The organism is Aeromonas lusitana (genome assembly GCF_002812985.1).
Taxonomy (GTDB): domain Bacteria; phylum Pseudomonadota; class Gammaproteobacteria; order Enterobacterales; family Aeromonadaceae; genus Aeromonas; species Aeromonas lusitana.
Map to the genome: position 1 here is coordinate 1 of NZ_PGCP01000039.1, position 11,612 is coordinate 11,612.

The 11,612-nt window shown below is 61.6% G+C and carries 9 protein-coding genes, 2 tRNA genes and 1 pseudogene; 4 read left to right on the plus strand and 8 right to left on the minus strand.

Translation table 11 applies throughout. The features are described 5' to 3' along the window. Positions 1–27: 27 nt before the first annotated feature. Positions 28–104 (minus strand) — tRNA-Met (locus CUC44_RS18950). Between the two features lie 452 nt (positions 105–556). Between CUC44_RS18950 and CUC44_RS18955 the strand changes: the two genes are divergently transcribed. Continuing rightward, positions 557–1,852 (plus strand): BamA/TamA family outer membrane protein, encoded by a 1,296-nt coding sequence (locus CUC44_RS18955; RefSeq protein WP_157812804.1) that lies wholly within the window; start codon positions 557–559, stop codon positions 1,850–1,852. Between the two features lie 236 nt (positions 1,853–2,088). On the opposite strand, the gene ychF is transcribed toward CUC44_RS18955, so the two are convergent. From ychF to lolB, 7 genes are all read right to left on the minus strand, one after another. After that, a complete protein-coding gene (gene ychF, locus CUC44_RS18960) occupies positions 2,089–3,180 on the minus strand; it encodes a redox-regulated ATPase YchF (protein WP_100861429.1) in 1,092 nt (363 codons plus the stop codon). A gap of 79 nt (positions 3,181–3,259) precedes the next feature. Then, positions 3,260–3,856, minus strand: coding sequence for an aminoacyl-tRNA hydrolase (pth, locus tag CUC44_RS18965; RefSeq protein WP_100861430.1), 597 nt, complete (start codon positions 3,854–3,856; stop codon positions 3,260–3,262). A 177-nt stretch (positions 3,857–4,033) separates the two neighbouring features. Beyond that, the gene (locus CUC44_RS18970) at positions 4,034–6,019 is read right to left on the minus strand and encodes a bifunctional metallophosphatase/5'-nucleotidase (RefSeq protein ID WP_100861431.1); all 1,986 of its coding nucleotides are present in this window, start codon (positions 6,017–6,019) and stop codon (positions 4,034–4,036) included. A 93-nt stretch (positions 6,020–6,112) separates the two neighbouring features. Next, positions 6,113–7,060, minus strand: coding sequence for a ribose-phosphate pyrophosphokinase (locus tag CUC44_RS18975; RefSeq protein WP_100861432.1), 948 nt, complete (start codon positions 7,058–7,060; stop codon positions 6,113–6,115). A 233-nt stretch (positions 7,061–7,293) separates the two neighbouring features. Further along, positions 7,294–7,368 (minus strand) — tRNA-Gln (locus tag CUC44_RS18980). Beyond that, positions 7,348–8,217: a 4-(cytidine 5'-diphospho)-2-C-methyl-D-erythritol kinase gene (gene ispE / locus CUC44_RS18985; RefSeq protein WP_100861435.1), complete on the minus strand. Its 870-nt coding sequence runs from the start codon at positions 8,215–8,217 to the stop codon at positions 7,348–7,350. Before ispE ends, CUC44_RS18980 begins: the two co-directional genes overlap by 21 nt. A gap of 26 nt (positions 8,218–8,243) precedes the next feature. Beyond that, positions 8,244–8,828, minus strand: coding sequence for a lipoprotein insertase outer membrane protein LolB (gene lolB / locus CUC44_RS18990; RefSeq protein WP_100861436.1), 585 nt, complete (start codon positions 8,826–8,828; stop codon positions 8,244–8,246). A gap of 119 nt (positions 8,829–8,947) precedes the next feature. On the opposite strand from lolB, the gene hemA reads away from it, so the two are divergent. The 3 genes and pseudogenes from hemA to CUC44_RS19005 all read left to right on the plus strand — a co-directional run. Then, positions 8,948–10,207: a glutamyl-tRNA reductase gene (gene hemA, locus CUC44_RS18995; RefSeq protein ID WP_100861433.1), complete on the plus strand. Its 1,260-nt coding sequence runs from the start codon at positions 8,948–8,950 to the stop codon at positions 10,205–10,207. Between the two features lie 51 nt (positions 10,208–10,258). Beyond that, a complete protein-coding gene (gene prfA, locus CUC44_RS19000; RefSeq protein ID WP_100861434.1) occupies positions 10,259–11,347 on the plus strand; it encodes a peptide chain release factor 1 in 1,089 nt (362 codons plus the stop codon). A gap of 55 nt (positions 11,348–11,402) precedes the next feature. After that, positions 11,403–11,612, plus strand: a pseudogene (locus CUC44_RS19005) (peptide chain release factor N(5)-glutamine methyltransferase); the annotation flags it as partial.

An 11,612-nucleotide genomic window follows, 5' to 3' on the forward strand; every position in this document is an offset into this window, starting at 1 on the left:
TGGCGATACCCCAACTGAACTGATTTATGGTGGCTATGACGGGATTCGAACCTGTGACCCTCGCATTATGAGTGCGATGCTCTAACCAACTGAGCTACATAGCCAACCGTGCTTCCAGTGAGTCGTTGCCTCGTCACTGTGCGGGCCGAATTATGCGTATCTGGCTCTGGGGCGTCAACCCTTTTTTCCCCTGAAAAGCGCAAAAGTAGTGTGTTTGGCGACTTCTTCGCCCGCATTGAACAAAACCCCAACAATTCACGGTTCCTGATAGCCCGGGAAGGCGAAAAAAGAGGGCGATCAAAGGCAGCACAGTGCGGAGGACACGACGACAACAGAGTGGCGCCGAGTCTCTATAATGGCCAATATGGTCATTAAATATCATCTAAAATCAGCTTGTTGCTTTATTCGTCGATGTTTTTCACGCCGCTCGTCACCTCAACTGCCCTGGTGATTTGGCCATTGGCCACCGGTTGTATGGCAAGGGGCAAAAACGGGTTGGCGGCGCCGTCAGCCAGGGGCTGAAAAGCAACCTTTTTCCCTCAGGAGTGGGCCTGCATTGAGAAACCTGATTTCACTGCGCCTTGCCCCTAGGCATGCGCAAGAGTGTGGCGGGCTGGCGCGCGCCCGTCGGCCCTTATGCGCCCCCTTTCCCGGCAACCTGCTGACCATGGTGCTGACGCTGGCGGCCACTCAGGCGCTGGCAACCGATCCTGAAAAGATGCCCTCCGCGGTAAAAACGGGGGCTGAAGAGGTTGAAGCTAATGCGGGGGCGGATGCCCAACAGGGTAAGACAGAGCCTGCCCATCCCCAGTCGCTGATCCGTGGGGAGGATGGCCGGCTCGATGTGAGCCACTTTATCGATCAGGCCTATGGCTTCATGCCGGTGCTGATCCCCATCACCGAGCCCGCACTCGGGCTCGGTGCGGTCGGGGCGCTAGCGTTTATCGACCGGCCAGATCCCGGCAGCGGCTTCAATCGGCCGAACATCACCCTGATCGGTGCAATGGGGACGGAGAACGGAACGCGCGGCTATTTTGGCGGCGACCTGCGTTACTGGCTGGATAATCGCCTGAACACCCATGTGGGCGCCATCAAGACCAGCCTGAACCTGGATTATTACGGTGCCGTGCGCGGGGATCACGAGCCGAGAGCCTACTCCTATACCCTGGATCTCACCGGCGGCCTGCTGCGGGGCCGTTATCGGCTGGGGGAGAGCGACAACTGGCTGGGGCTGAGTTACCTGCTCGCCGATACCCGCGCCAGCTTCGATCTTCCCGTCATCCTGCCCTTCAATGATCGCGAGCAGCGCATCAGCGGCCTGGGTGCCAGCGTCACCCACGACAGCCGGGACAACATGTTCACCCCGAGGGCAGGCAACTATCTGGAGGCCAGCGCCACCCTCTTCGCGCCGGGTCTTGGCAGCGATCTCGATTTCACTCGCTATGCCCTGACCGGCATCCAGTATGTGCCCTTGCCGCAGCAGGCGAGCCTCGGGATCAACGGCTCCTGGAGCGGCAATGCCGGTGACACCCCCTTCTACATGTCGCCTTATGTCTCCTTGCGCGGGGTGCCGGCCATGCGCTATCAGGGGCAGCAGGTGGCACAACTGGAGGCCGAGCTGCTCTGGCCTATCTGGGATCGCTACAGTCTGGTGGGCTTTGGCGGGGTGGGGAAGGGGTTTGGCGGCACGGACAGCGCCCTGTTCGACGAGCGCAGCGTGGTTGCCGGCGGAGTGGGTGTGCGCTACGAGATCGCCCGCAAGTATGGTCTGCACATGGGGCTGGACATGGCCTGGAGCCGCGACGGCCCCGCCGTCTATGTGCAGTTTGGCAGCGCCTGGATGCGTCCCTGACGGTACGATAGAGGGCTATTTAGTGTCTTTTTAGTGACTTAAACTGCAATCATTCAATTTTACATCTTGTTTATATGGTGGAATAGACGCGCACGCTAATCGTGACCTGTTTATGTGCTTTATTGCCATTTTTTGTCTGACAATAAAAAAGCCCGTCCAGGATTGGACGGGCTTTTTGCATCTTCTTGAGAGTCACCGCCGATAGGATGGCAGCCCCTCAGGAGATGAGGGTGTCGTTAGACGTTGAACAGGAAGTTCATGATGTCGCCATCTTTGACGATGTAGTCCTTCCCTTCGGCGCGCATCTTGCCCGCTTCCTTGGCGCCCTGCTCACCCTTGTAGGTGATGAAGTCGTCGAAGGCGATGGTTTGGGCACGGATGAAGCCCTTCTCGAAGTCGGTGTGGATCTTGCCAGCGGCCTGCGGCGCGGTGGCACCGACCGGAATGGTCCAGGCGCGCACTTCTTTCACCCCGGCGGTGAAGTAGGTCTGCAGGTTCAGCAGCTCGTAACCGGAGCGGATCACCCGGTTCAGGCCCGGCTCTTCGATGCCCAGATCTGCCATGAACTCGGCGCGATCGGCGTCATCCAGCTCGGCGATGTCCGCCTCGATGGCGCAGCAGACCACGACCACCACGGCGTTCTCGGCGGCGGCGATTTCGCGCACCTTGTCCAGGAAGGGGTTGTTCTCAAAACCGTCTTCCGCCACGTTGGCGATGTACATGGTGGGTTTGAGGGTCAGGAAGTTCAGGTGGCTGACGGCGGCCAGCTCTTCCTTGTCCAGCTTCATGCCACGGATCATCTGGCCGTTTTCCAGGGCAACCCGGATCTTCTCCAGGGTTTCCACTTCCAGCTTGGCATCCTTGTCGCCGCCCTTGGCACGCTTGGACTGACGGTGAATGGCGCGCTCGCAGGCGTCCAAGTCAGACAGGGCCAGCTCGGTATTGATCACCTCGATGTCATCGGCCGGGGAGACCTTGCCCGCGACGTGGATGATGTTCTCGTCTTCGAAGCAGCGAACCACGTGGCCGATAGCCTCGGTTTCGCGGATGTTGGCCAGGAACTGGTTGCCCAGACCCTCACCCTTGGAGGCACCCGCGACCAGGCCGGCGATGTCCACGAATTCCATGGTGGTCGGCACCACACGCTGGGGGTTGATGATGGCCGCCAGGGCGTCGAGACGGGGATCCGGCATGGGGACCACACCCGTGTTCGGCTCAATGGTGCAGAACGGGAAGTTGGCGGCTTCGATGCCGGCCTTGGTCAGCGCATTGAACAGGGTGGATTTGCCTACATTGGGCAGGCCCACGATACCGCATTTAAAACCCATGGATTGTTACCTTGTTGTGGGGGCCGCGGAGGCGACCCTGTCATATTGTGTGATCCTGACACTTGCCAGGTATCCGTATTCAGACTTTCTCGGCCTTGAAGCTGTGCAGCCGGTTCATGGCCTTGGTCATGTCCTGCTTGAACAGGATGTCGGTGGCGCGCAGGGACTCGTCCAGTGCGGCCTCGATCAGGCTCTGTTCGCTGCTGGGGGCCTTGGTCAGCACGAAGCCGGCCACCAGCTCCTTGGCGCCGGGATGACCTATCCCCAGGCGCAGGCGGAAGAAGTTATTGTTGTTGCCCATCCTGGCGATGATGTCTTTGAGGCCATTGTGACCGCCGTGACCGCCGCCCTGCTTGAACTTGGCGATGCCGGGGGGCAGGTCCAGTTCGTCGTGGGCCACCAGGATCTCTTCCGGGGCAATCTGGTAGAAGCGCGCCAGCGCCGCCACGGCCTTGCCGGAGAGGTTCATGAAGGTATTGGGGATGAGCAAGCGCACATCCTGCCCCTCCACCAGGATGCGGGCGGTGTGGCCGAAGAACTTGGGCTCTTCGCGCAGGCTGACGTTGTGCCAGCGGGCCAACTGCTCTACATACCAGGCGCCCGCGTTGTGACGGGTCTTGGCATATTCGGGGCCGGGATTACCCAGCCCGACAATCAGTTTGATTTGATTCGTCACGCTTGATGTCTTCACTCTCTGCTTGCCCGGGACGGATGGCCTGGGCAATGGGACGCAATATTCTAGCCGCCGACTGGCGATCACTCAACCAAAGCGCAGGCCAAGTGGGGAATTAGGGTGAAACAGGCGGCCAACGGTCGCAAAAAAGGGGCCCTGTCGCTCAATGCCGGTGAGGCATCAATGGGCCCGCAGCAGGGTCACCGTTTCCTCGGTCAGTGCGGTCAGGGTCGGGCGCTGCTCTTTCACGTACTGCACGAAGGAGGCCGCGTCCGTGCCGCAGTTGACCGTATCGGCCTTGCAGTCCAAGGCCTGGCCCCCTGCGTAGCGGGCGCTCAGCTGGGCACCGTTCTGCTCCACTTTTAGCACGGGGAAGGCGGTGAGCTTGCCATCGACCCAGGCGAGATCTACTCGCTCAGCCTGCTGTGCCTGGGCACGGGCCAGCGCTTGCCAGCCGTCGTTGCCGTTGGCGCTGTAGGCGTTCATCACCACTTTATAGCGCTGTGCATCCACCAGATCCTGCCATTGGCCGTCGGCGCCCTGCCATTGCAACTGAGTCAGACTGCCACGCTTGCCCGCCAGGGTTTCGGTGAAGATGTAGCGCAGGTGCCCGCCGTAGGGGAACTTGCCGGCGTGGGCACTGGGGGCCAGGGTGGCTGTGATGGTCTCGGTCAAGAGGGCGCGCACGTCGGCGCCGGTCAGGGTCAGCACGGTGAGCTGGTTCTTGAACGGCAACAGGGTGAGGGCGGGATCCCCTTCGCGCAGCTCACCGGCGGGCAGATCGGCGCGCACACCCCCCACCGCCAGCAGGGCGAAGTCCACCGGACCGCCGGTTAATGCCTGCACCGCCTGGGTGTTGGCCCAATAGTATTGGCCCTCGGCCACCAGGGGGGCTACGTCCGAGCCATGGTTGTCGCTGCCGTTATCCCCCGGGCGACGGGCATTTTGCAGCGCCGCCGGCAGGGTGGCGATGACGGGACCGAACGCCTTGTCCAGGGCCGGTTTGAAGTGGCTGTCGATGAGACCACGCAGGCGCGGATCCTCATCCACCGTCACCAGGTTCGGCTGGGCGCCGATAAACTTGCTCGCCTGCTGGCTGCGGGTCTTGTCGAGCGGCTGGGTGCGGGCGGGGTCGGCGAAGAAGTCGCGGCTCGCCAGCAGCTGGTTCTGGCCCTTGCAGCCGATGACCCGGCCCTGGCCGTCGAAGCTGACGCGCGCCAGACCGATGGCCTGGGCGTAGGAGCCCGCCTGCACCACGCAGGTGAGACCGACCCCGTCCGGGTTGGTGACAAGCTGGGCATACTCTCCGGTGTTGCCCCAACCGACGTTGGTGAAGTCGCCGAGCAGGCTGTGGGAGTGGCCGCCGACGATGGCGTCCAGTCCGTTCACTTCGGCGGCGAGCGCCAGATCCCGGGCGTTACCTATGTGGGTCAGGGCCACGATCTGGTGGACTCCCTTGGCTTGCAGCAGGTCTACCGTGGCCTGGGCCGTGGCTACTTCCTTGCGAAAATGCAGCTCACCCACATTGGGTGAGATGTTGGCCATGTCTTCCAGCACCAACCCCATGACGGCGACCAGCTGTTTGCCCTTGGGCAACTGGTTGAGATCCGGGACCGGACTTTTCTGGTTGCCCTCGAAGGCATAAACCACGAACGGCTTGAGGTTGTCGGCTCGGGCGAGGTCCTCGTCATCGCTGGCATCCAGGTTGGCGGCGAGCACGGGGAAGTTGACCCCCTGGATGAAGCGGGCCAGCTTCTGGTTGTCGAGATCGAATTCGTGGTTGCCAAGGGCCATGGCATCGAGGCCGAACTGGCTCAGCAGCTCGGCGTTGGCCATCCCCTCGTTGAGCTTGAAGTAGCCGCTGCCCTGCCAGGCATCGCCGCCGTGCAGCAGCAACAGGGGCTCATTCTTGGCCAGGGCATCGGCCTGATAGGATTTCGCCATGGTCAGCAGGCGAGGGTAGCCACCGAGGCGAGTGTAGAGGGTGTCGCTCTCCGATTTGCCGAAGATGGCGCCCTTGAGCTCGGCGTTGACCGGATCAAACTGGGAGTGGGTGTCGTTCATGTGCGCCAGGGTCAGGGTAAACGGCGAGGTCTCCTTGCCGGGCAGGCAGGCAGAGAGCAGGGCACAGAGCGGGAAAATGAGCAGGAGACGGGAGCACTTCATGGTAAATCCTTAACCTGCCGGGGCAGGGTAATACCGAGCGGGGCTAAAAAGACAAAAACCGCCAGTTGGCGGTTTTTGTCACAACGGGGTCTATCAATGCTCAAACATGGCAGAGATGGATTCTTCGTTGCTGATACGGCGAATGGCTTCGGCCAGCACGGAGGAGAGGGTCAGCTGCTTGACCTTGCCTACGGCTTTCATCTCGGCGGTGAGCGGGATGGAGTCGGTGATGATCAGCTCATCGATGACCGAATTCTTGATGTTTTCCACGGCGGAGCCGGAGAAGACAGGGTGGGTCGCATAGGCGAACACACGCTTGGCGCCACGCTCTTTGAGCGCTTCGGCCGCTTTGCACAGGGTGCCACCGGTGTCGATCATGTCATCGACTATGATGCAGTCACGGCCAGCTACGTCACCGATCAGGTGCATGACCTGGGAGACGTTCGGGCGGGGACGACGCTTGTCGATGATGGCGATGTCGGTGTCGTCCAGCAGTTTGGCGATGGCACGGGCACGCACCACGCCGCCGATGTCCGGCGATACAACCACGGGGGATTCGAGGTTCTTGGACATCATGTCTTCCAGCAGCACTGGGCTGCCGAACACGTTGTCCACGGGAACGTCGAAGAAGCCCTGGATCTGCTCGGCGTGCAGGTCAACGGTCAACACGCGATCCACACCCACGCTGGAGAGGAAGTCGGCGACAACCTTGGCGGTGATGGGTACACGGGCGGAGCGGACGCGGCGGTCCTGACGGGCATAACCGAAGTAGGGGATAACGGCAGTAATACGGCCAGCTGAAGCACGACGCAGTGCATCCACCATGACGATCAACTCCATCAAGTTGTCGTTGGTCGGGGCACAGGTGGATTGAATGATGAAGATATCGCCACCACGTACATTCTCATTGATCTGTACGCTGATCTCGCCGTCGCTAAAGCGACCTACGGCAGCATTGCCGAGTTTGATAAACAGGCGATCTGCGATCTTCTGGGCTAGTTCCGGCGTTGCGTTACCAGCAAACAGCTTCATGTCAGGCACGGTTTGAAACCTCGGGGTTGCATCCAGTATGTGGAGAGTCTGATTAAAGACCCATATCGTTTTTGGGCAAACGATTTATCGCGTTGACGGGGCGGGCCACCCTGAGCCGCGCCGGTCTGGTATTGCCGTCAGCCACTTGTGATGGTCAGGTATCGAAGGGGTAGGAAGATTGACGAGAATGATCTCTTCAAGGCTTCATGTCATCGATATGCCTGTCTCTATCACCAAGAGAATGGCTGGGGTACTAGGATTCGAACCTAGGGATGGCGAGATCAAAACCCGCTGCCTTACCGCTTGGCGATACCCCAATCACTGACTTGTTGCAAAGTGACGAAGAGTGGTGATATGTTCTCGCCCTTGGCGATAAACCCATCCCAGCCTTTCGGCACCTCTGCCAACACCTTCCGAGCAGCCACTTCGTCTTCAAATTGAGCAAAGACGCAGGCTCCAGTGCCCGTCATTCTTGACGGCGCGTATTCTAGCAACCAGCCGAGCGCATTGGCAACCTCGGGGTGGCGCTTTTTCACCAGCAATTCGCAATCGTTTTTCCACTCCCCTTCCAGCAGATTGTGCAATGCCATTTTCGGGGTAGCTCTGGGCAGGTCCGGATCCTGGAACACGGCCGCCGTGGCCACGTGACAATCCGGTTTGAGCACCAGATACCAGGCACTCGGCAGCTCCACCGGTTGCAGTCGCTCGCCTACCCCTTCGGCAAAGGCGGCGCGGCCGCGCACAAACACGGGCACATCGGCGCCGAGCTGCACCCCAAGGTCTGCCAGCTCATCCTGGCTGAGCCCTGCCTGCCACAGATGGTTCAGGGCGACGAGCGTGGTGGCCGCGTCCGAGGAGCCGCCACCGATACCACCCCCCATGGGCAGCACCTTCTCCAGCTTGATATGGGCCCCTCGGGGACTCGGTAGTCTGGCTTGCAACAGCCGCGCGGCCCGGATGATCAGGTTCTGCTCATCGGGTACGCCCGGGATGGCGGGGCTCAGGGTGAGCAGGTCGGTACCCGCGAGCGGCTCAAATTCCAGCCAATCGCCGTGATTGAGGAAGATAAACAGGGTCTGCAGCTCGTGATAACCGTCCGGGCGGCGGCCATTGACGTGCAGGAAGAGGTTCAGCTTGGCCGGCGCGGGCCAGCGGATTGGCGCCAACTGCGGATGTGTGTCGGGAGCTGTCATCAGGGCACCAGGTTCCATTGGTTGATCTGCAGCTTAAGGCGGCTGCCCTGGCCCGTCATGGTCAGCAGATGGGGCAGGCGGTAGCCGGACTGATCCCGGTAGTCGCCGTAGACGATTTGCCACTGGCCGTCCCGCACCGAGGCCAGGCTGGCGTCCGGGTTGAGTTCAAACTCGGCCTGACCCGGCAGCCCCTTGATCCATTCGGGCAGCCCCTGTACTGGTATGTTCCAGCCGGTGAGCTGGTAGATCAGCGCCTCGGCATCCTGGCTCTGGTGCGGCTTGCCCTCGTTGTCGATGAGCGTGACCTCCCCCTTGACGCGGGAGAGCTCCAGGATATGGGTGCCGATGAGACTGGTGAGGTTGAGGCGATAATCGTCGCCATCCTGCTGCCAGTTGAGACGGGCGCTACCCTTCTGCTGGGCGGTGATGATGGCCATCTTGCCCGACAGCTGCCAGTGATCGAGGCGCTCGAGACGGGCCCGTTCTTGTTGCCAGTTGACCTGATCCCGCTGGGGGGAGGTGGTGGTACAGCCAGCCAGCACCAGCAGGCAGGCGAGGGAGAAGATACGCAAGAACAAGGTCAGGCTCCACAAAGGTGATTTGCCACAGTATAAGGGGCGGCCGTATCGCTTTTAAAGACTTACCCTTTCTCGTACAATTGACGGCCTTTACACCCTGTGCACGAAATGATCGCCATCCACTCATGAGTCTGCTTGCCCTCGGAATCAACCACAACACCGCCAGTGTCGCCTTGCGGGAACGGGTCGCCTTTGGCCCGGACTGCATCGATCGCGCCCTGCGTGAGCTGGTGGAGCAGCCTGGCGTCAGCGAGGCGGTGATCGTCTCCACCTGCAATCGTACCGAGCTGTACTGCAGCCTGGAGCAGGGGGAGGGACAGCAGGTGCTGCACTGGTTGCAACGATTCCATCAGCTGGACACGAGCGAGGTGGTCTCGGCCATCTATCAGCACAAGGACGAGGAGGCGGTGCGTCACCTGATGCGGGTCGCCTGTGGCCTCGACTCCCTGGTGCTGGGTGAGCCCCAGATCCTGGGGCAGATCAAGCAATCCTACGCCCATGCCCAGCAGGCCGAGGCGGTGAAAGGCTCGCTGGAGCGATTGTTCCAGAAGTCTTTCTCGGTGGCCAAACGGGTGCGTACCGACACCGAGATCGGTGCCAGCGCCGTGTCGGTGGCCTTCGCCGCCGTGAGCCTGGGACGGCGCATCTTTTCCGATCTCTCCCAGACCAAGGTGCTGCTGGTGGGGGCCGGCGAGACCATCGAACTGGTGGCCCGTCACCTGCGCGAGCAGAACGTGACCCAGATGATGGTGGCGAACCGCACCCTGCAGCGGGCACAGCTGCTGGCCGAGGAGTTCGGCGCCCAGGTGATGACCCTGGAGGAGATTCCGGATTACCTGCACGAGGCGGACATCGTCATCAGCTCCACCGCCAGCCCCTTGCCCATCATCGGCAAGGGCATGGTAGAGCGGGCGCTCAAGGCCCGCCGCTTCAAGCCCATGTTCCTGGTGGATATCGCCGTGCCACGGGACATAGAGGCCGAGGTGGACGAGCTGCCGGATGCCTATCTCTACACGGTGGACGATCTGCAGGGCATCATCGAGCAGAACCTCGAGACCCGCAAACGGGCCGCCGCCGAGGCCGAGCTCATAGTGCAGGAAGAGCAGGGCGACTTCATGGGTTGGTATCGCAGCCAGCATTCGGTCGATCTCATTCGCGATTATCGCCACCAATCCCAACAGGTGGCCGATGAAGAGTTGCAGCGCGCCTTGCTGGCCCTGGCGCAGGGTGAGAATGCGGAACAGGCCCTCAAGGCCATGGCCCACCGCCTCACCAACAAGTTGATCCACGCACCGACCCAGGCCTTGCGTCAGGCCGCCGCCCAGGGGGATAGCCACAAGCTGTCCCAACTGCGCCAGGTGCTGGGATTGTCACAAGAGTCATAGTTCAGGGGTGGCCAGCCGGCCGCCCCTTCCTCCATCGAGAATACAAGATTTATGAATCCGTCATTGATCAGAAAGCTGGAAGGCCTCATCGAGCGCCACGAAGAAGTGCAGGCCCTGCTCGGTGAGCCAGGGGTCGCCTCGGATCAGGACAGATACCGTGCCTTGACCCGGGAATATGCCCAGCTGGAAGATATCGTTCACGCCTTCCAGCGCTTCCGTCAGGCCGAAGAGGATCTGGCGACCACCAAGCTGATGCTGGAAGAAGATGACGCCGACCTGCGCGAGATGGCGCAGGAGGAGTTGCCGCTGGCCAAGGCCGCCTTCGAGGAAGAGGAGCAGGCGCTGCAGGTGATGCTGCTGCCCAAGGATCCCAAGGATGACAACAACTGTTATCTCGAGATCCGGGCCGGTGCCGGCGGTGACGAGGCTGCCATCTTCGCCGGGGATCTGTTTCGCATGTATTCACGCTACGCCGAGCGTCAGGGCTGGCGCGTCTCCATCGTCAGTTGCAACGACGGCGAGCACGGTGGCTACAAGGAGGTGATCGCCAAGGTGGATGGCGAGCGCGTCTACGGCCGCCTCAAGTTCGAATCCGGTGGTCATCGGGTGCAGCGGGTGCCGGAAACCGAATCCCAGGGCCGGGTGCACACCTCCGCCTGTACCGTGGCCGTGCTGCCGGAAGTACCGGAAGCCGAGCAGATCGAGATCAATGCGTCCGAGCTGAAGATAGACACCTTCCGCGCCTCCGGAGCCGGTGGTCAGCACGTCAACAAGACCGACTCTGCCATCCGCATCACCCACCTGCCCACCGGCTTGGTGGTGGAATGCCAGGACGAACGCTCCCAGCACAAGAACCGCGCCAAGGCGATGTCCGTGCTCTCCGCCCGCCTGCAGGCGGCCGAGGATGAGCGCCACCGCGCCGCCGAGCAGAGCACCCGTCGCAACCTGGTGGGCTCGGGGGATCGCTCAGAGCGCATCCGCACCTACAACTACCCCCAGGGGCGCCTGTCCGAGCACCGCATCAACCTGACCCTCTATCGCCTCGGCGAGATCCTGGAAGGGGATCTGGACTGCGTCATCACCCCGCTGGTGCAGGAATACCAGGCCGATCAGCTCGCCTCCCTGGCAGATAACGGCTGATGCAGATCCACCGGGTTCGAACTCACATCATGGCGATGTCGATGGAGTGCGCTTGATGCAGATCCAGCAGGCTAGAACTCACATCATGACGGTCTTGGCCGAGGGGGAATCCCCCCGCGCCGATGCCGATGCGCTGCTGTGCCATCTGCTGGGGTGCCGGCGCAGCTACCTGATGACCTGGCCGGAGCGCGAGCTCGATGCCGGCCAGCAGGCGACGCTGCAAGGCTGGCTCGAACGGCGCCTCGCGGGTGAACCCATCGCCCAC